Annotated in this window: 18 protein-coding genes; 11 read left to right on the top strand and 7 right to left on the bottom strand. The window is 73.3% G+C overall.

Going from position 1 to position 18651, the window contains the following annotated elements:
- Positions 1-43: 43 nt before the first annotated feature.
- Positions 44-226 (bottom strand): hypothetical protein, encoded by a 183-nt coding sequence (locus tag EV378_RS00645; protein ID WP_132420817.1) that lies wholly within the window; start codon positions 224-226, stop codon positions 44-46.
- Positions 227-250: 24 nt separating this feature from the next.
- On the opposite strand from EV378_RS00645, the gene EV378_RS00640 reads away from it, so the two are divergent.
- The 3 genes from EV378_RS00640 to EV378_RS00630 all read left to right on the top strand — a co-directional run bounded on the left by EV378_RS00640 (position 251) and on the right by EV378_RS00630 (position 4030).
- Positions 251-460, top strand: coding sequence for a helix-turn-helix domain-containing protein (locus EV378_RS00640; RefSeq protein WP_132420815.1), 210 nt, complete (start codon positions 251-253; stop codon positions 458-460).
- A 162-nt stretch (positions 461-622) separates the two neighbouring features.
- Complete coding sequence (locus tag EV378_RS00635; protein WP_132420813.1) at positions 623-2509, top strand: ABC transporter ATP-binding protein; 1887 nt, start codon at positions 623-625, stop codon at positions 2507-2509.
- A 93-nt stretch (positions 2510-2602) separates the two neighbouring features.
- The gene (locus EV378_RS00630) at positions 2603-4030 is read left to right on the top strand and encodes an MFS transporter (protein WP_132420811.1); all 1428 of its coding nucleotides are present in this window, start codon (positions 2603-2605) and stop codon (positions 4028-4030) included.
- Between the two features lie 19 nt (positions 4031-4049).
- On the opposite strand, the gene EV378_RS00625 is transcribed toward EV378_RS00630, so the two are convergent.
- The gene (locus EV378_RS00625; protein ID WP_132420809.1) at positions 4050-4640 is read right to left on the bottom strand and encodes a TetR/AcrR family transcriptional regulator; all 591 of its coding nucleotides are present in this window, start codon (positions 4638-4640) and stop codon (positions 4050-4052) included.
- Positions 4641-4748: 108 nt separating this feature from the next.
- On the opposite strand from EV378_RS00625, the gene egtA reads away from it, so the two are divergent.
- The 4 genes from egtA to egtD all read left to right on the top strand — a co-directional run bounded on the left by egtA (position 4749) and on the right by egtD (position 9473).
- Positions 4749-6131, top strand: coding sequence for an ergothioneine biosynthesis glutamate--cysteine ligase EgtA (gene egtA / locus EV378_RS00620; RefSeq protein ID WP_243653200.1), 1383 nt, complete (start codon positions 4749-4751; stop codon positions 6129-6131).
- Between the two features lie 83 nt (positions 6132-6214).
- Positions 6215-7567, top strand: a complete 1353-nt coding sequence (egtB, locus tag EV378_RS00615) for an ergothioneine biosynthesis protein EgtB (protein WP_132427183.1) — start codon at positions 6215-6217, stop codon at positions 7565-7567.
- A 2-nt stretch (positions 7568-7569) separates the two neighbouring features.
- A complete protein-coding gene (locus tag EV378_RS00610; protein WP_132420807.1) occupies positions 7570-8463 on the top strand; it encodes a class II glutamine amidotransferase domain-containing protein in 894 nt (297 codons plus the stop codon).
- Entirely contained in the window at positions 8460-9473 is a 1014-nt protein-coding gene (egtD, locus tag EV378_RS00605; protein ID WP_132420805.1) for an L-histidine N(alpha)-methyltransferase, read from the top strand. The genes EV378_RS00610 and egtD overlap by 4 nt, the downstream gene beginning before the upstream one ends.
- Positions 9474-9659: 186 nt before the next feature.
- Here the strand turns inward: egtD and EV378_RS00600 are convergent, their stop codons facing one another.
- Positions 9660-10442, bottom strand: a complete 783-nt coding sequence (locus tag EV378_RS00600) for an AraC family transcriptional regulator (protein ID WP_243653199.1) — start codon at positions 10440-10442, stop codon at positions 9660-9662.
- 56 nt (positions 10443-10498) lie between these two features.
- Between EV378_RS00600 and EV378_RS00595 the strand changes: the two genes are divergently transcribed.
- Both EV378_RS00595 and EV378_RS00590 read left to right on the top strand, forming a co-directional pair.
- A complete protein-coding gene (locus EV378_RS00595) occupies positions 10499-11062 on the top strand; it encodes a class I SAM-dependent methyltransferase (protein WP_132420803.1) in 564 nt (187 codons plus the stop codon).
- A gap of 9 nt (positions 11063-11071) precedes the next feature.
- The gene (locus EV378_RS00590; RefSeq protein WP_132420801.1) at positions 11072-11527 is read left to right on the top strand and encodes a cupin domain-containing protein; all 456 of its coding nucleotides are present in this window, start codon (positions 11072-11074) and stop codon (positions 11525-11527) included.
- Here EV378_RS00590 and EV378_RS00585 read toward each other — a convergent pair.
- Positions 11524-11910 (bottom strand): VOC family protein, encoded by a 387-nt coding sequence (locus EV378_RS00585; RefSeq protein WP_132420799.1) that lies wholly within the window; start codon positions 11908-11910, stop codon positions 11524-11526. The two genes, EV378_RS00590 and EV378_RS00585, sit on opposite strands and share 4 nt — an antisense overlap.
- Positions 11911-12219: 309 nt before the next feature.
- On the opposite strand from EV378_RS00585, the gene EV378_RS00580 reads away from it, so the two are divergent.
- On the top strand, positions 12220-15279 hold the full coding sequence (locus EV378_RS00580) for an AfsR/SARP family transcriptional regulator (protein WP_132420797.1): 3060 nt from the start codon (positions 12220-12222) through the stop codon (positions 15277-15279).
- Position 15280: 1 nt separating this feature from the next.
- Here the strand turns inward: EV378_RS00580 and EV378_RS00575 are convergent, their stop codons facing one another.
- The 3 genes from EV378_RS00575 to EV378_RS00565 form a co-directional block, all read right to left on the bottom strand.
- On the bottom strand, positions 15281-16114 hold the full coding sequence (locus tag EV378_RS00575) for an ABC transporter permease (protein ID WP_132420795.1): 834 nt from the start codon (positions 16112-16114) through the stop codon (positions 15281-15283).
- Positions 16111-17115: an ATP-binding cassette domain-containing protein gene (locus tag EV378_RS00570; RefSeq protein WP_132420793.1), complete on the bottom strand. Its 1005-nt coding sequence runs from the start codon at positions 17113-17115 to the stop codon at positions 16111-16113. The genes EV378_RS00575 and EV378_RS00570 overlap by 4 nt, the downstream gene beginning before the upstream one ends.
- Before the next feature lie 259 nt (positions 17116-17374).
- The gene (locus tag EV378_RS00565; RefSeq protein WP_132420791.1) at positions 17375-17920 is read right to left on the bottom strand and encodes a hypothetical protein; all 546 of its coding nucleotides are present in this window, start codon (positions 17918-17920) and stop codon (positions 17375-17377) included.
- A gap of 107 nt (positions 17921-18027) precedes the next feature.
- Here EV378_RS00565 and EV378_RS00560 point away from each other — a divergent pair, with 107 nt between their 5' ends.
- Positions 18028-18645, top strand: a complete 618-nt coding sequence (locus tag EV378_RS00560) for a TetR/AcrR family transcriptional regulator (RefSeq protein WP_132420789.1) — start codon at positions 18028-18030, stop codon at positions 18643-18645.
- Positions 18646-18651: the final 6 nt, after the last annotated feature.

The following is an 18651-nucleotide window of genomic DNA, read 5'->3' as shown; positions in this document are numbered from 1 at the left end:
GGGCCGCGCCGACCCCCCGGTAATCGATCATCCGCTGGTCCGATCAGGACCGGGTCGAGCTGATCTCGACCATGATCGTGATATCGACTATGCAGATGCACAACTCCACGTGATCCATATGGGGTAACCGTTCACCGATCCCGTTCTCGGCGTTCTGGCCAGAACTCGGGTTCTGGATCATCATGGCCGGATCGCCGCTGCCCACGGCGGCGATCCGCGGGGGCATCCGCGGAGGGGATGAGGAGGGCCGATGGCCGATCTGAAGAAGGGTGCCCGGATCACCGGTACCCAGCGGGGCAAGCTCGCCGCCGATCTGAAGAAGAAGTACGAGAAGGGTGCGAGCATCCGTTCGCTCGCGGAGCAGACCGGGCGGTCGTACGGATTCGTGCACCGGGTCCTGACCGAGACCGGGGTGACGCTGCGCGGTCGCGGCGGAGCCACGCGCACCAAGAAGAAGTAACGACCCCGGGGTCGTCGAAACGCACGGCGCCGCCGTCACGGGTGTTCCCACCACCCGTGGCGGCGGCGCCGTCGTCCGTCGTCCCCGATCGGATCCCGCGCCGATCTACGTCCCGCGCCGTACCGTCGTGAGTCGCCGACCACCACCGGCGAGGGGAGTGCGATGGACCGCAGGCTGACGATGCTGCAGGGCGTGATCCGGTCGGCCGACGCGCCGAAGCCCATCGCACCCGGGACGTGGCGCCGGATCTGGGGTTTCGTCCGCCCCTACAAGCGCTGGCTGGCCTGCTTCCTGCTGCTGACGACGGTGACCGCCGTGATCGGCGTGGCGACGCCGCTGCTCGCCGGGCGCGTGGTGAACGCGATCGTCGCGGCGAACCAGCTGCCGGACGCGACCCGCACGGTGATCCTGCTGGCCGTCGGCATCGCGGGCATGGCGCTGCTGGAGGCGATCGTCGGCCTGGCCGGGCGCTGGTTCTCCTCGCGGGTGGGGGAGGGGCTGATCGCGGACCTGCGGTCGGCGGTGTTCACCCACGTGCAGTCCATGCCGCTCGCGTTCTTCGCCCGCACCCGGACCGGAGCGCTGGTCAGCCGCCTGAACAACGACGTGATCGGCGCCCAGAGCGCGATCACCTCCACGTTGTCGGTGATCGTCGCTAACTCGATCCAGCTGGTGCTGGCCGTCGCCGTGATGATCACGCTGGCGTGGCAGGTCACCGTGCTGTCGATCCTGCTGCTGCCGGTGTTCGTGCTGCCCGCCCGGCGGATGGGGAACTGGATCGCCGAGCTGCGCCGTGAGGCCGCGGACCTCAACGCCGCGATGGGCAACACCATGACCGAGCGGTTCTCCGCGCCGGGCGCGACGCTGGTCAAGCTGTTCGGCGACCCCGAGCGGGAGGCGGACGAGTTCCGCGAGCAGGTCGCCAGGGTCCGGACGATCGGTGTCCGGTCGGCCATGGTCTCGCGCCTGTTCGTGACGGCGCTGTCGCTGGTGTCCGCGCTGGCCCAGGCCCTGATCTACGGGCTGGGCGGCTACCTGGCGGTGACCGGCGCGATCCAGGCGGGCACCGTCGTCGCGCTCGGGCTGTTGCTCACCCGGCTGTACACGCCGATGACCCAGCTGGCGAACGCGCGCGTCGACATCATGACGGCGTTGGTCGCGTTCGAGCGGGTCTTCGAGGTGCTCGACCTGCGCCCGACGATCACCGAGCGGCCCGACGCGCGCGACCTGCCGGACGGACCGGTCGGCGTGCGGCTGCGCGATGTCCGGTTCACCTACCCGCGCGCCGAGGACGTGTCGCTGGCGTCGCTGGAGGAGGTCGCGGTGCTCGACCAGCGGGTGCACAGCGAGGTGCTGCACGGGGTCGACCTGGAGATCTCCGGTGGCGGGCTGCTGGCACTCGTCGGGTCGTCCGGCGCGGGCAAGTCGACGATCGCCTCGCTCGTCCCGCGCCTGTACGACGTCGACTCCGGAGCGATCGAACTGGCCGGCATCGACGTCCGTGACCTGCGGTTCTCGGCGATCCGCCGGGACGTCGGCATGGTCACCCAGGACGGGCACCTGTTCCACGAGACGATCGCGGAGAACCTGCGCTACGCGTCGTGGGGCGCGACCGAGGCCGAGATGGTCGACGCGCTGCGACGGGCACGGCTCGGCGACCTGCTGGACTCGCTGCCGGACGGTCTGGACACGGTCGTCGGCGAGCGCGGCTACCGGCTGTCCGGCGGGGAACGTCAGCGGCTCACGATCGCCCGGCTGCTGCTGGCCCGCCCGCGGGTGGTGATCCTGGACGAGGCGACCGCGCACCTCGACTCCGAGTCCGAGGCCGCGGTGCAGGAGGCGCTGGCCGAGGCGCTCGTCGGCCGGACGGCGATCGTGATCGCGCACCGCCTGTCCACCGTGCGCGCGGCCGACCGGATCGCCGTCGTCGAGGCGGGCGTCGTCGTCGAGACCGGGACGCACGAGGAGCTGCTGGCGGCCGGCGGCCGGTACGCCACGTTGCACCGGACGCAGTTCGCCGAGACCACCGCCCGTCCGGCGGCCGTCTGAGCACACGGGGGTGCAGGACATCACGCCGACGCCGGCGGAAAGTTGATGCATGCTAAGGGTTCGCTCGCTCCGACCGGGCCCGAGGAGGATCGCATGCACGACCTGGACCGCCGGGGACGGCTGCGGGTCCTGGCCGTCTGCTGCTGCAGCCTGTTCGTGGTCGGGCTGGACAACACCATCGTCAACCTGGCGCTGCCGGCGATCGCGACCGACCTGCACGCCGGCTACACGGGACTGCAGTGGACCGTCGACGCCTACACGCTGGTGCTCGCCGCGCTGCTGATGCTGGCCGGTTCGGTCGCCGACCGGATCGGTCGCAGGCGTGTGTTCCGCACCGGGCTGCTGCTGTTCGGTCTCGGGTCGCTGCTGTGCAGCGTGGCCACCGGCACCGGCACGCTGATCGCGGCGCGCGTGCTGCAGGCGGTCGGCGGGTCGATGCTCAACCCGGTCGCCATGTCGATCATCACGAACACGTTCACGGAGCGCCGTGAACGGGCGTCGGCGATCGGTGTCTGGGGCGCGGTCATCGGGCTGTCGATGGCGCTCGGTCCGCTGCTGGGTGGCGTCCTGGTCGCGACGGCCGGGTGGCGGGCCATCTTCTGGATCAACGTGCCGGTGGTGGTGGCGGCCTTCCTGGCCGCGGCCCGCTTCGTGCCGGAGTCGCGGGCCGAGCGGCCCCGCCGGATCGATCCGCTCGGGCAGGTGCTGGTGGCGCTCGTGCTCGCCGGCGTCACGTTCGCGATCATCGAGTCGCCCGCGCACGGTCCGACGTCGCCGCTGATCCTCGGCGTGGTGGCGGTCGCGCTCGCGTCCGGTGCCGGATACGCCGTGCACGCGCGCCGGCACCCGGAACCGTTGATCGACCTGCGCTTCTTCGCCAGCGCCCCGTTCACCGGGGCGACGGTCGTCGCCGTCGCGGCGTTCGCGTCGATGGGTGGCTTCCTGTTCCTGTCCGCGCTCTACCTGCAGCAGGTGCGCGGCTGGTCGGCGCTGCACGCCGGCCTGCTGACCCTGCCGATGGCCGCCATGACGGCCGTGCTGCCACCGGTGTCCGGCCGGCTCGTCGGATCCCGGGGCACCCGGCTGCCGCTGCTGATCGGCGGCACCGGCATCGCCGCGGCGGGCGCGCTGTTCACCGGGCTCGGTCCGGCCACGCCGGTCTGGTACCTGGTCGTCTCGTTCGCCGTGTTCGGCGTCGGGTTCGGGTTCGTGAACGCGCCGATCACCACGTCGGCGGTGTCCGGCATGCCGGACTCGCGGGCCGGCGTGGCCGCCGCCGTCGCGTCCACGAGCCGTCAGGTCGGCGCGACGCTCGGCGTCGCCGTGCTCGGCACGATCGCCACGGCGGGAGCAGGCGGGGGAGTGTCGCTCACCGACGCGGCGCTGCCCTCCTGGCTGGTGATGCTCGGCTGCGGCCTGCTGATCGTCGTGCTCGGGGCCGCGACGACGGGGCGCTGGGCGCGGGCGACCGCGGAGCGCGTCCGGCTCGTCGACGACCCGGTGGTGCTGCCCACCCGGTGACGGAAGTGACCGGGCGTGCTCAGGCCTGCTGGCGGGCGGCGGCGCGCACGCCGTGTTCGACGACGTCGAGCACCGCGTCCAGGTCGTCGGCCGGCAGGCCCATGGCGAGGTGCGAGATGAGGCCCTCGAACACGAGCTCCAGGTAGCGGGCGAGCACCGGGGCCGGCACGTCGTCGCGCAGCGAGCCGGTCGCCGCCTGCCGTTCCAGGCGCTCCCGGGTGGCCGCCGTGAGCGCGGCCGACTGGGCCTGCCAGCGGCCGCGGAAGTCCGGGTCGGTGCGCAGCCGCCGGGAGACCTCGAGCCGGGTGCCGAGCCAGCTCCGGTCCGCATCACCCGCCTCCGCGGCGCGCAGCAGGTCGCGCATCACCTGCACCAGGCCCTGCTCGGCGACGACGTCGGCCATCCGCTGCGCGTCCTCCTCGGCGAGCGCCAGGAACAGCGCCTCCTTGTCCCGGAAGTAGTGGAAGATCGCGCCACGGGACAGGCCGGTCGACTGCTCCAGGCGGCGCACGGTGGCGCCCTCGTATCCGTGGTCGGCGAAGCAGGTGCGGGCCCCGTCGAGGATCTGCTGTCGCCGCGCGGCGAGCTGGTCCGAGCTGACCCGGGGCATGGGGGCAGTATTCCGTACGGCCGTACTCCGTGCCGTCACGTCGCGAGATGTCTCACCGCCTCCCCGACGCTCCTGCGATTGTCGGGGGTCGGGGGTAGCGTCCTTTCCATGACCGGGGAGATGCGGCGGGAGGCGGCGGGCGCCGTCGTTCCGGCCGCCCGACACGACGCGGTCTCGCGCCCGCTCGGCAGCCGTGCCGAGGCCGAGGCGTACGTCGCGTCGGTCTGTTTCAAGCACGGGCCACCGCGGCTCGTCGGTGTAGAGCTGGAATGGATGGCCCACCGCCCGGACGACCCTCGGGCACTGATCGACCCCGTCGCGCTGCGCGCCGCTCTCGGCCCGCACGCCCCCGTCTCCCTGGATCCCTCCTCGCCCGCGGCGCCCCTGCCGGCCGGATGCGACGTCACCGTCGAGCCCGGCGGCCAGGTCGAGATCGCGAGCCCCCCGCTGCCGGACCTCGGGTCCCTCACCCGCATCGTCGACGCGGACGCGCGCCACCTGCGCACCCTGCTCGCCAACGCCGGCCTGCAGGTCCATCCCCGTGCCGCCGATCCACAGCGGCCCGCCCGCCGGATCCTGGACCTTCCCCGCTACCGCGCCATGGAGTGCGTGTTCGACCGCGTGGGTCCGCACGGGCGCAGCGGCATGTGCTCGACGTCGGCGGTGCAGGTCTGCCTGGACTCCGGTCCCGCGGAGCGGGTCGCCGGCCGGTGGGCCGCGCTGCACGAGATGGGCCCGGCGCTCGTCGCCGCGTTCGCGAACTCGCCCGTCCAGCACCGCCGCCGGACCGGCTGGAAGTCCACGCGGATGGCCTGCTGGCTGAGCCTCGACCCGGGCCGGACCGCCCCGCCGCCCCTCGACGTACCGGATCCGGCCCAGGCCTGGGCCGGGCGCGTCGTCGACACACCGCTGTTGTGCGTGCGCGGTACCGACGACTGGGACGTCCCGCCCGCGGTGACGTTCGCCGAGTGGGTGGACGGACGTCGTCGTGACGGCTCGCTCGGGCGAGACCCGACGACGGCCGACCTGGACTACCACATCTCGACGCTGTTCCCGCCGGTCCGGCCGCACGGGCACCTCGAGGTCCGCTACGTCGACGGGCAGGCCGGCCGGGACTGGGCGCTGCCCACGGCGGTCCTGCTGGCGCTGACGTCGTCGCCGGAGATCGAGTCCCGGGTGCGGGAGATCTGCGAGCCGACCCGTGACCGGTGGGTCCCCGCCGCGCGGGACGCGCTCGCCGACCCGCCGCTCGCCCGTGCAGCGGCCGAGCTATTCCCGCTGGCCTGTGACGTGCTGCGGGGCGCCACGGCGGGCGACGGGCTCGAGTGGGGACCGGCCGACGTCGTCGACCGGCTGGAGCAGGTGACCGAGCAGCGGGTGCTGCGCGGCCTCTGCCCGGCCGACGAGCCGGACGCCCACGAGACCGATCTGGAGGCGGGCGGGCCGGACACCCCGTTCCCGCCCGGCCTGTACCGGTCCGAATCCCGCTGATCCACGTCCGTGCCCCTGCGCCGCGGGGCACGTCCGACACCACCCGCCTGACCCAGGCACGAAGGAGAGACGTGACGGACTCCGTGACCCCACAGGGCACCGGGCTCGACGCGAGCACGGAGCAGGTCGAGAGGCTCCGGACGAAGGCCGCCGACCTGCTGGAACGCTCCCGCGCCCGCAGCTCCGTGCTGACCGACATCGACGACACCGAGCTCGTGACCCAGCACTCGCCACTGATGTCGCCGCTGGTCTGGGACCTGGCGCACATCGGCAGCCAGGAGGAGCTCTGGCTGGTCCGCGACGTCGGTGGTCGGGCCCCGCTGCGCCCCGAGATCGACGGCCTGTACGACGCGTTCCAGCACACCCGCTCCAGCCGCGTCGAGCTCCCGCTGCTCACCCCGTCGGAGGCGCGGCAGTACGTCGGCGAGGTGCGGGAGAAGGCGCTCGACGCGCTCGGCGCGAGCCCGCTGCGCGGACGGCGGCTGGAGCACGACGCGTTCGCGTTCGGGATGATCGTGCAGCACGAGCAGCAGCACGACGAGACGATGCTCGCCACGCACCAGCTGCGCGACGGCGGCCCGCTGCTCGACGCGCCCGCCCCGCCGCGGCCGGCCACGCCACTCGGCCCGGCCGAGGTGCTGGTCCCCGGCGGGCCGTTCGTGCAGGGAACCTCGACCGAGCCGTGGGCCCTGGACAACGAGCGGCCCGCGCACACCGTCGACCTGCCGGCGTTCGTGATCGATGCGTACCCGGTGACGAACGCGCAGTACGCGGCGTTCGTCGAGGCGGGCGGCTACGACGACCGTCGTCTGTGGACCGACGTGGGCTGGGCGCACCGGATCGAGGTGGGCCTGGAGGCCCCGCGGTTCTGGACCCGCGACGCCGACGGCACATGGTGGCGGCGGCGGTTCGGCGTGGTCGAGCCGGTACCGGGCGACGAGCCGGTCGTGCACGTGTCGTTCCACGAGGCCCGTGCCTACGCCCGGTGGGCCGGCAAGCGGCTGCCGACCGAGGCCGAGTGGGAGAAGGCGGCCCGCTTCGACCCGGCGACCGGCCGGTCGCGGCGCTACCCGTGGGGCGACGACGAGCCGGGCGCCGAGCACGCGAACCTCGGCCAGCGCCACCTGCAGCCGGCACCGGTCGGCTCCTATCCGGCCGGGGCGTCCGCACTCGGCGTGCACCAGATGATCGGCGACGTCTGGGAGTGGTGCGACTCCGGCTGGCACCCGTACCCGGGCTTCACGATGTTCCCGTACCCGGAGTACAGCGAGGTGTTCTTCGGCGGTGACTACGCCGTGCTGCGAGGAGGCTCGTTCGGCACCGACGCGTCCGCGATCCGGTCGACGTTCCGCAACTGGGACCACCCGGTGCGGCGGCAGATCTTCTCGGGCTTCCGCCTGGCCCGCGACGCCGGACCCGCGGACGCGGGTCTCTAGGCGTGTGCCGTCACCTGGCCTACCTGGGTCCGCCGCGCACGCTCTCGCAGGTGCTGCTCGAACCGCCGCACGGGCTGCTCGAACAGGCATGGGCGCCGTCGGACATGCGGGGCGGCGGCACGATCAACGTCGACGGGTTCGGCGCGGGCTGGTACCCACCCCTCGCGTCCGGGGACGGTGTGAGTGACCCGGTCGCGGCCGTGACCGGTGACGACGTGTCGTCGCGGGCCGTCCGTGCCGGGTCGGCGGGTGTGCCGGTGCGGATGCGCAGCGTCCAGCCGATCTGGTCGGACACGTCGTTCGCGGCCGTCGCGCGGGTGACCGTCGCGACCGGCGTGCTCGGCGCGGTCCGGGCGGCCAGCCCCGGCATGCCGGTGGTGTCGACGGCGAACGCGCCGTTCACCGAGGACCGGTGGCTGTTCAGTCACAACGGGATGGTGTTCGGCTGGCCGGACGCGCTGGAAGCGCTGGGGGCGACGCTGCCGGTGCTGGACCTGATGACGCTGGATGCGCCGACCGACGCGGCGCTGATCTGGGCGCTGGTCCGGCACCGCCTGCGCGCCGGGCACGACCCGGCGGACGTCCTCGCCGGAACCGTGCGCGCGGTCGACGAGGCCTCACCGGGCTCGCGACTGAACCTGCTGCTCACCGACGGCACGACGATCTGGGCGACGGCCTGGCGGCACGCGCTGGCGGTGCACACGGTCAGCGCAGCCGACGGGAACGCGCCGTCCGTGACGGTGGCGTCCGAACCGACGGACGCGCACCTCGACTGGACCCAGGTGCCCGACCGCCACCTGGTGGTGGCCCGGCCGGGTCACCACGAGCTGTACCCGCTCGACACACCGGAGCACCCGGTGGCCGCGAGCGGGCGCGGAACAGAGGGAGCACGATGACCACCGAGAGCGCGGGACCGTCCGGTACCGCTCTTGTCCGGCTCGACGTCCACCTCACCGAAGGCGACGCCGATGCGGCGCTGCGCGACGACGCCCGTCGCGGGCTGACCGCACGGCCCAAGGAACTGCCACCGAAATGGTTCTACGACGCCAGGGGCTCCGATCTGTTCGAGCGGATCACCGATCTTGCGGAGTACTACCCGTTCCGGACCGAGCGGTCGCTGCTGACCGACTCGGTGGCCGACATCGCGCGCACGTCCGGCGCCGAGACCGTCGTCGAACTGGGGTCGGGGTCCTCGACGAAGACCCGCCTGCTGCTCGACGCGTTCCGTGCCGAGGGGACGCTGCGCAGCTACGTGCCGCAGGACGTCAGCGAGTCGGCGCTGCGCGGTGCCCTGGACGAGCTCGCCGAGCGGTACCCGGACCTGGACCTGCACGGCGTGGTCGGGGACTTCACCCGTGACCTGGACAAGCTCCCCGGCGCACCGACGCCGGGCGGGCGGCGGATGATCGCGTTCCTCGGCGGGACGATCGGGAACCTGCTGCCCGGTCCGCGCCACGAGTTCCTCGCGCACGTGCGGTCGGTGCTGGCGCCGGGGGAGCAGCTGCTGCTGGGCACCGGCCTGGTCACCGACCCGGCCGTGATGGTCCCCGCCTACGACGACGCACAGGGTGTGACGGCCGAGTTCAACCGCAACGTCCTGCACGTGCTCAACCGCGAGCTGGGCGCCGACTTCGACGTCGACGCGTTCTCGCACGTCGCGTACTGGGACGCCGAGAACGAGTGGATCGAGATGCGGCTGCGCGCGGAGCGGGACATGACCGTGCGGGTCGCCGCGCTCGACCTGGACGTCGCGTTCGAGGCCGGTGAGCTGATGTGCACCGAGATCTCGGCGAAGTTCCGGCACGAGTCGATCGACGCGATGGTCGGCGCGGCGGGGTTCGAGCCGACCCGGCGCTGGGTCGACGAGGACGAGCGGTTCGCGCTGAGCCTGGTCACGGCCGTGTAGTCGCGGGCCCGGCTCGTGATCGGCGGAACGGGACGTGGAGCGCCACCGGCGGCGCGTCCCGACCGATTCCGGCGATCATGCCCGTTCGGCTCGACGACGATCGGCGGGAGGACGCCGGATCCCGTCGAGATCGCACTGGTGGCTGTTCGACGGCCGGTGTCACCACCGTGCGTGCGATCTCGACCGTCACGGTGCGGCGAAGGCCTGGCCCGGGGTGCAGCCGACCTCACGGCGGAACGCGGCGACGAACGCGCTCGGGGTCCGGTATCCCACCCGGTGCGCGACGGTGCCGACCGGCTCGCCCGCGGCCAGCAGCTCCAGCGCCGCGCGCACCCGTACGACGGCCCGCCACCGGCCGGGGCCGAGGCCGGTCTCGGCCGTGAACAGACGGGCCAGCGTGCGCTCCGACGCGCCGGTGATCCGGCTCCACGCGGCGAGGTCGCGGTCGTCGGCCGGGTCGGCGGCCAGCGCGTCCGCGACGGTCCGGGCCCGCCGGTCGCGCGGCCAGGCCAGGCGCACCGGTCCCGCGCCGGGTGGGGCCGCCGGGCTGAGCTCGTCGAACAGGACGGCCTCGGCCCGGGTCCTGGCGTCCGGGGAGAGGTCCGAGCGGGCGAGGTGGTCGATCAACGCGGCGAGCAGCGGGGCGACACCGATCACCGTCGGTTCGCTCCACGCGACCGGGCAGCGGGCCGGACGCAGGTACACGCCACGCATGGCTGCGGTCTCGGTCGCGCCGGTCCGGTGCGCGACCTCGGCCGGGATCCACAGCGCCCGCGTCGGCGTGAGTACCCAGGTGACGTGCTCGTCCGGGATCTCGACGCGCAGCACGCCGGTCGCCGCCCACGCCAGCTGGTGCGTGGGGTGGCGGTGCTCCGGGAGCGTGTGCCCGCGGGCCAGCGGGAACATCCCGACGAGCGCGACGCCGTCGGCGCGCTCGGTCAGTCCGACGGGATGACCGGAACGCGACACGATGCGGCAGTCTAGCGGCTACCGGTCACCGTCTCCGGGTCTCTAGCGTGCTGGTCATGGCGATGAACGTGATCCACCGGCGGATCTGCCGGTCGGACGACTGGTCCGCGCGGATGCACGGCTCCGTGCTCCCGTGGGCGACGAACGACGTCGATCTCGGCGGCGACGTGCTGGAGATCGGCCCCGGCTACGGCGTCACGACGCGGTGGCTCGCCCCGCGCTCCGGGTCGCTCACCGCCGTCGAGGTGGACGGCACGATGGCCGCCGACCTGGCCCGGGAGTTCTCCGACGTGGACGTCCGGCACGGCGACGGCGCCCGGCTCCCGTTCGCCGACGGGTCGTTCGACGCCGTCGTCTGCTTCACGATGCTGCACCACGTCCCGACGCCCGCGTTGCAGGACAAGCTGTTCGCCGAGGCCGCCCGGGTGCTGCGACCGGGCGGGACGTTCGCCGGCATCGACAGCCTGGTGACCCTCCGGTTCCGGATCATCCACATCGGCGACACGATGACCGGCGTGGACCCCGGTGGTCTGCCGGAGCGGCTCCGGACCGCAGGCCTCGACGCGCCGGACACGGAGGTCGGGCAGCGCTCGTTCCGGTTCCGGGCGGACCGCGGATAGCGTGCAGGCGTGAGTACCGACTGGCGGCACGACGGCGTCCGCGTCATTCCCGGCGACGCGCTGGACACGAACACCCCGCAGACGCCCGGCATGAACCGGGCGGCCGCGGTGAACGGCGCCCGCGCCGGCTCCGAGAAGCTCTGGGCCGGCACGGTCACGATCCACCCGGGAGCGAAGACCGGAGCCCACCACCACGGCGAGCTCGAGAGCGTGATCTACGTGGTCCGCGGCCGGGCCAGGATGCGCTGGGGCGAGAACCTGGAGTTCACGGCCGAGGCCGGTCCCGGTGGGTTCATCTTCGTGCCGCCGTTCGTGCCGCACCAGGAGATCAACGCGCTCGACGACGAGCCGCTCGAGTGCGTGCTCACCCGCAGCGGCCAGGAGCCGATCGTCGTGAACCTGGAGATCGACGCCGTGGCCGAGCCGGCGCACACGCCGTGGGTCGATCCCACGCACCCGGCCTAGAGGTACGGCTGCGTGATCATCTCGAGGTAGTGCCCGGCCGGGTCCAGGAAGTACACGCCGCGCCCGCCGTGCTCGGTGTTCGTCTCGCCGGGCCGGGTGCGCTGCGGGTCGGCCCAGTGGTCGAGGCCGTGCTCCCGGATGCGGCCGAGCGCGCGGTCGAACAGCGCGTCGTCGACGAGGAACGCGTAGTGCTGGTTCTGGATCTCCGGGTAGGCGTCCTCCGGCAGGTCCGCGAACTGGATCATCACGCCGCCGTCGAGCACGACGTTCGTGAACGGGCCCCAGGACGGCGCCTCGGACGCCTCGAGGATCTCCCGGAAGAACCGTGCCGACGTCTCGCGGTCGCGCGCGGCGACGATCGTGTGGTTGAACGTGCAGGTCATGGTGCTCCTTCGGTGCGAAGTCACCGGAGAGCAGCACGTCACGCCACGAGGGGTACCGGAGAGGAACAGCGCCGCCGGGCCGAGCGGTGGTGCGACGAGCTCCTTCCCGGTCGGCCCATCGGGGGCGCAGTGTCGACCCTAGAGCACGGCGTCCTGCGGGGGTAACCCGTTTCCCGACCCCATGATCGGCGGTGGCGTCCGATCCGGGCGGGGTCACGCACCGATCCGGACCGAACCGCCGATCATCGCCGGGGACGGGTTCGCGTCCGTACCCGGTAACCCGGTCGTCGGCGCCCGTAGGCTTGCCGGGTGCCCCGCGCGCTGACCCTGCTCGACGACGTCCGCTGGAACGGCGAACCCGTCGTCGGCGACCGTCCGGGTGCGCTGCTGGAGGCACTGGTGGAGGCCGGTCCGGCCGGGCGCTCCGCCGAGTCGCTGATCGAGGCCGTCTGGGGCGACGACCCGCCCGCGAACCCGACGAAGGCGCTGCAGGTCCTCGTGTCCCGCGTGCGCGCCACGACGGACGCGCGCGTGATCGAGCGGACCGCCCGTGGCTACCGGCTCGGGCTGGGTCGCGACGAGGTCGACGTCCTCGCGCACGCCGACCTCGTCGAGGCCGCCCGCTCCGCGTACGAGGACGGTCGTCTGGACGCCGCCGTCGCCGCCGCCCGCGACGCGCTGACGCTGGCGCCCTCGGACGTCGCGGCCCGGGTGCTGGCCATGGGCCTCGGACGCGCCGGGCAGCACGCCGAGGCGCTGCCGCTGCTGGAGGAACGCGCGCACGACGACGCCGTCCTCGCCCAGCTCCTGCGCAGCGAGGCCGCCGTGCGCGGGCCCGCGGTGGCGCTGGAGCGCTACGAGCGCCACCGCACCGAGCTCGCCGAACGGCTCGGCAGCGACCCCGGACCCCTCCTGCAGGACGTGCACCGCGAGCTGCTGGCCGCGGACCGCCCGGTGCACGACGGCGTCCGCTTCGACGCCGCGCCGCTGCTCGGCCGCGACGCCGACGTCCGCGCCCTGCGGAGCCTGCTCGGCGGGAACCGGGTCGTGTCGATCCTCGGTGCGGGCGGTCTCGGCAAGACCCGGCTCGCGCACGTCATGGGTCGCGAGACCGACCTTCCGGTCGTGCGGTTCGTGGAGCTGGCCGGTGTCGGGGCCGCCGAGGACGTGGTCGGCGAGGTCGCCTCCGCGATCGGCGTGCGCGACTCGGTCATCGAGCAGCGCACGCTGACCCGGGAGCAGCGGGCCGACGTGCGGGCCCGGATCGCGCGGCACCTGGCCGGCGCGCCGACGCTACTGATCCTGGACAACTGCGAACACGTCGTCGACGCCGTCGCCGAGCTCGTCGCGTTCCTCGTGGCGGGCGTGCGGGACCTGCGGGTGCTGACGACGACGCGGGCACCGCTCGCGATCGCCGCGGAACGCGTCTACCCCCTGGCGCAGCTCGGTAGGTCCGACGGGGTCGCGCTGTTCCGGCAGCGGGCCGAGGCCGCGCGACCGTCCGTCGTGCTCGACGACGACGTCGTCGCCGACGTGGTCACGCACCTCGACGGGCTGCCGCTGGCGATCGAGCTGGCCGCGGCCAGGGTCCGGGTGATGTCCGTCGAGGACGTCCGGAGCCGTCTCGACGACCGGTTCGTGCTGCTGCGCGGTGGCGACCGCTCCGCACCGGACCGGCACCGGACGCTGCTGGCGGTGATCGAGTGGTCCTGGAACCTGCTCGACGCGCCGACCCGGCGGGCGCTCACCTGGCTGTCGGTCTTCCACGACGGGTTCACCGGCGGCGCGGCGACCGAGATGCTCGGTCCGGACGCCTGGGACCTGCTCGGCGAGCTCGTCGAGCAGTCCCTGCTCACGGTCGTCGAGGCCGGGGGTGTGCGGTACCGGATGCTGGAGACCGTGCGGGAGTTCGGCCGGATGCGCCTGGACGCCGCCGGTGAGCGCGACGACGCCGAACGGGCCCAGCGGTCCTGGGCGCGCCGGCTCGCCGTCGAGCAGTTCGACGAGCTGGACGGTCCCGGCCAGTACGCGGCCATGGACGTCCTGCGCGCCGAGGAGGCGAACCTCGCCGACGTGCTGCGGCGCGCGCTGGCCGAGCCCGAACCGGCCACCGGGCTCGCCCTGCTGGCGGCGCTGGCCACGTACTGGTCGATCATCGGCGACCACACCCGCGTGCTCGGGCTGGCCGACGCCGTGGAGTGCGCCGTCGAGGGATGGACGCCGCCGTCGGAGCTGACCGAGCAGGTCGGGGCCGGTCTCGCGATGCTGCTGCTCAACGCCCGGATGATGTCGCTCAAGGGGCTCCCGCACAGCCGGGCGCTGCTGGCCCGGATCGGGCCGGACGTCCGGGGCCCGTCGGCGACGGCGTGGTTCGAGCTCGTCGCGGCGACCGAGGACGGGCTGCACGGCTCGCCGGACGCGCTGCGACGCCTCGGCGAGCGCCCCGAGCCCCGGGTGGCCGGCACGGCGCTGCAGTTCCTGGCGCACACCCTGGAGAACGACGGCGACCTGGCCGGCGCGATCCCGGCCGCCGTCCGTGCCCTGGAGCTGACCCGCGACGACGAGGGCCCGTGGACCCGGGCCAGCAGGCACTCGATGCTCGCGGAGATGTACGCGCAGCTCGGAGAGCACGCGCTGGCCGCGCGCCACGCCCGCGAGGCGATCCCGGTCCTGGACCGCCTGGACGCCACCGACGACGCGATCCAGTGCCGGACGACGGTCGCGCTGGACCTGCTGGTCCGCGGTGACCTCACCGGCGTGCAGCGGATGCTCGACGAGGCCGAGCAGGTCCGCCGGGGCCGCTCCGGGCTGCGGAGCAGGGTCAGCTGGGAGCTGGTCGCCGCGGAGCTCGCGCTGGCCGGCGGGGAACGCGCCACGGGGCTGGAGCGCTATCGCGGGGCGATCGAGAAGATGCGCCGCCTGGCCGTCCCGGACGTCGCGATCGACATGGCGTCGTTCGCGCCGTGGGTGCTGATCGGCGACGCGCTCGGGGTCGCCGTGTTCGCCGTGCACGGTGTCGGCGACGAGGGCACCGAGTACTGGGAGCAGTTGCGCGCCAAGGCACCGGACGCGTTCGACCTGGCCCGTCCGCACCTGGACTACCCGGTGCTCGGGACCTTGCTGTTCGGGATCGGCCTCTGGGGTCTGCGACGGGACGCGCTGCCGGTCGAGCCGGCCGTGCGCCTCGTCGTGCTCGCCGACCGGTTCTCCTACAGCCGGTCGGCGCCGACCCTGGCCTGGGCGAACGCCGCCGACACCGCGGAACGCCTTGCGCCCGGGCTGATCGCGCGGGTCCAGGCGGAGTACGGGGAACGGCGCGGCCCCGACCTGTTGGCCGGGGCACGCGCCGTCCTGGTGAACCTCTCGTGAGTCAGATCTTGCGCTGGTAGCTCCACACCGACAGCGGCGCGAAGATCGCGATGACGATGGCGCATCCCAGCAGCGCCCAGCCGACCTCCGCGGTGACCGCGCCGTTGTTGGCGAGGTCGCGCGTCGCCGACACGACGTGCGAGACGGGGTTGACGTTGACGAACGCGCGGAGCGCGGACGGCAGGGTCTCGACCGGCACGAACGCGTTGGACAGGAACGTCAGCGGGAACATGATCATCATCGAGATGCCCTGGACGGCCTGGGCCGAGCGAGCGATCGTGCCGACGAACGTGAACGCCCAGGCCAGCGACCATCCGGAGACGACGACCAGCAGGATCGCGCCGAGGACGCCGAGCACGCCGCCCTCGGGGCGGTAGCCGATCGCGAGACCGACGCCGAACGTGATCACGGCGGCGATCGTGTAGCGCAGCAGGTCGGCGATCATCGGGCCGGCCAGCGGCGCGATCCGGGCCATCGGCAGGGACTTGAAGCGGTCGAACACGCCCTTGTCCATGTCCTCACGCAGCTGCACGCCGGTCGCCATGCAGGCGGTCAGCGCGGTCTGGGCGAGGATGCCGGGGATGATCAGCGGCAGGTAGCTGCCGACGCTGCCGGTGATCGCCCCGCCGAAGATGTAGGCGAACATCGCGGTGAACAGGATCGGCTGCAGCGTGACGTCGAAGAACTGCTCCGCGTTGCGGCGCATCTTCATCAGGGCACGCCAGGCCATGGACAGGGTCTGCTCGACGGTCTCGGCGAGCGTGATATGCGGGCGGGTGGCCGCGACCGGGTCGGGCCGGTCGAGGGTGGTGACGGGCGTCGCGAGCGCGGTCATCGGACCTCCTCCTCTGCGTCGGTGTCGGTGGGCTGGCCGGTGATGGCCAGGAAGACCTCGTCGAGGCTGGGCTTCTGCACGCTCACCGAGGAGACCGCCACACCCGCGCCGCGCAGCGCGATCAGGATGTCGGCGGCCTCGTCGGCGCTCTCCAGCGGGACCGAGACGCGGCCCGCGTCCGGGACGGTGGCCGGTTCGACGCCACGGAACTCGCGCACGACGCCCGCCGCGCGAACGACGTCCTCGGGTGCGGTGACCAGCTGCAGGGTGGACAGGCCCACCGAGGACTTCAGCTGGTCCGGGGTGCCTTCGGCGACCTTGCGACCGCGGTCGATGACGGCGATCCGGTCGGCGAGCTGGTCGGCCTCGTCGAGATACTGGGTGGTGAGCAGGACGGTCGCGCCGTCGGTGACCAGGGAGCGGATCGTGTCCCACATCTGGCCACGGGTGCGCGGGTCGAGGCCGGTGGTCGGCTCGTCGAGGAAGATCAGCGGCGGGCGCGTGATCAGGCTCGCGGCCAGGTCGAGGCGGCGTCGCATGCCGCCGGAGAACTGGGAGATCGGCTTGTGCGCGGCCTCGGTGAGGTCGAAGCGCTCGAGCAGCGTCGCGGCGGTCTCCCTGGCCTTCGGCGCCCGCAGGCCCTGCAGCCGTCCGAACAGGCGCAGGTTCTCCGAGCCGGTCAGGTTCTCGTCGACGGACGCGTACTGGCCGGTCACGCCGATCAGCTGGCGCACGACGTGCGGCTGCTCGGCGACGTTCACACCGAAGATCTCGGCGTGGCCGGAGTCGATCTTGAGCAGCGTGGCGAGCATCCGCAGCATGGTGGTCTTGCCTGCGCCGTTCGGTCCGAGCACGCCGACGATCTCGCCGGGGCGAACCTCGAGGTCGATACCGTCGACGGCGCGGTGCTCGCCGAAGGTCTTCACGAGCCCCTCGGTCCGCACCGCGGTCCGGGTCCCGGTGGGCGCGGCCCCCTGTGGGGGCGTCAGCACTGTGGTCATGGCGCAGAGCGTGCGCCCGCCCGGTTGCGCCGTGGTTTCACGACGGGTGCGGGTTCACCGGGGCCGTGAAACCGGCGGCGGGCGGCGCACACCCGTTGTCCGACGTCGGCAGCTCGCCTCGCGCGGCCGTGCACCACCGGAACGTGCCGGTCGACAACCTGCGGAGATCGGTCGGCACGTTGTGGCGGTGGTCGGCGCCGTACCGTGCCGGTCGATTTCTCCGACCGGATCGAGCGGCACGTCACGGCGGTCAGTGTCGTCAGCGCGAGCCGAGGCGCAGGGCTGAGACGAGGAAGAACACCCCGCCGAGCAGGGCGTAGCCGGCCAGTCCGGTCAGTGCCGGGTCGGGAGCGGAGGCCTGCACGACGAACGCGGCTCCGGCCAGCGTGGACAGGGAACCACTCGCGATCATCGCCCACTGGCCGCCGAGCGAGCGTCGCCGCAGCGCGACGACGAGCTGGACCAGGCCCGAGACCACGGCCCACGTCCCCCACACCCGCAGGACGGCCGGGTCGCCCGAGGTGGCGGCGACGGCCAGACCGATGGCGGCGACCAGGCTGACCGCGACGTTCACGCGGAGTCCCGGCACGGAACGGCCATCCCGGGACGAGCGCGCGTCCACGAGGGCGGCGCCGACGTCGAACAGCGGGTAGAGCACGAGCAGGACCGCGGTCACCGGGCCGGAGCGGGACGCGACGAGGAACAACGCCACGGCCCACACCAGTGCGAAGCCGAAACGGATGAGGTAGAGCCTGCGCAGTGGTGTCGTGGTGGCGCCGACGAGCGGGGGAGTCGTGGTGGTCATGGGGTTCGCCTCCGTAGGAAGAAAGACCGTTCTCTCTGCACTCGGTGAGGCTGGCACGGCCGTTCGGCCGATGCAAGACCGATCGTTCTTTCTGTTAGCCTTCCCGCATGACGACGCCGACGCGGACCACGGCCGACGGCCCGGCCGGACGAGCGCGGTCCGAGGCCAGGGAACGACTGGTGGCGACGGCCAGCGGGCTGTTCTACCGGGAGGGGATCCGGGCGGTCGGGGTCGAGCGGATCCTGGCCGAGGCCCCGGCGACACGGGCGACGTTCTACCGGCACTTCCCGTCGAAGGAGGACCTGGTCCTCGCCTACCTGCGTGGGGTCGACGCCCACACCCGGGACGTGGTGGACGCCGCCGTCCGGGCCGCGGGGCCACCGGCGGACGCGGTGCGCGCGATCGGGGCCGTCGTCGCCGACGACCTCGTCCGGCCCGACTTCCGCGGCTGCGCGTTCCTCAAGGCGGCCGCCGAGTACCCCGATCCCGACGATCCGGTGCGCCGGGTGATCCTCGATCACCGCACCTGGTACGTCTCCACGCTCACCGGGCTGTTCGCGGACGTCTTCGGCAACTCACCGCGGCGTGGCAGGCCGGAGCACGCCGCGCAGCACTTCGTCATGATGCGCGACGGGGCCATGACCGGTGCCCACCTCGACGGCGTCGAGGACGTCCGGTCCGCCTTCCACCGCGGCGTCGACGGGCTGCTGACGCTCCTCCACTGAGGACGC

Source organism: Pseudonocardia endophytica (assembly GCF_004339565.1).
GTDB classification, from domain to species: domain Bacteria; phylum Actinomycetota; class Actinomycetes; order Mycobacteriales; family Pseudonocardiaceae; genus Pseudonocardia; species Pseudonocardia endophytica.
This window is presented reverse-complemented; position numbering and strand designations above follow the sequence as displayed.

What these genes read in the sequence shown, in the direction of transcription:
- EV378_RS00645 (WP_132420817.1), bottom strand. Translation starts at nt 226, where the DNA reads ATGCCCCCGCGGATCGCCGCCGTGGGCAGCGGCGATCCGGCCATGATG.
- EV378_RS00640 (WP_132420815.1), top strand. Translation starts at nt 251, where the DNA reads ATGGCCGATCTGAAGAAGGGTGCCCGGATCACCGGTACCCAGCGGGGC.
- EV378_RS00635 (WP_132420813.1), top strand. Translation starts at nt 623, where the DNA reads ATGGACCGCAGGCTGACGATGCTGCAGGGCGTGATCCGGTCGGCCGAC.
- EV378_RS00630 (WP_132420811.1), top strand. Translation starts at nt 2,603, where the DNA reads ATGCACGACCTGGACCGCCGGGGACGGCTGCGGGTCCTGGCCGTCTGC.
- EV378_RS00625 (WP_132420809.1), bottom strand. Translation starts at nt 4,640, where the DNA reads ATGCCCCGGGTCAGCTCGGACCAGCTCGCCGCGCGGCGACAGCAGATC.
- egtA (WP_243653200.1), top strand. Translation starts at nt 4,749, where the DNA reads ATGACCGGGGAGATGCGGCGGGAGGCGGCGGGCGCCGTCGTTCCGGCC.
- egtD (WP_132420805.1), top strand. Translation starts at nt 8,460, where the DNA reads ATGACCACCGAGAGCGCGGGACCGTCCGGTACCGCTCTTGTCCGGCTC.
- EV378_RS00595 (WP_132420803.1), top strand. Translation starts at nt 10,499, where the DNA reads ATGGCGATGAACGTGATCCACCGGCGGATCTGCCGGTCGGACGACTGG.
- EV378_RS00585 (WP_132420799.1), bottom strand. Translation starts at nt 11,910, where the DNA reads ATGACCTGCACGTTCAACCACACGATCGTCGCCGCGCGCGACCGCGAG.
- EV378_RS00575 (WP_132420795.1), bottom strand. Translation starts at nt 16,114, where the DNA reads ATGACCGCGCTCGCGACGCCCGTCACCACCCTCGACCGGCCCGACCCG.
- EV378_RS00570 (WP_132420793.1), bottom strand. Translation starts at nt 17,115, where the DNA reads ATGACCACAGTGCTGACGCCCCCACAGGGGGCCGCGCCCACCGGGACC.
- EV378_RS00565 (WP_132420791.1), bottom strand. Translation starts at nt 17,920, where the DNA reads ATGACCACCACGACTCCCCCGCTCGTCGGCGCCACCACGACACCACTG.
- EV378_RS00560 (WP_132420789.1), top strand. Translation starts at nt 18,028, where the DNA reads ATGACGACGCCGACGCGGACCACGGCCGACGGCCCGGCCGGACGAGCG.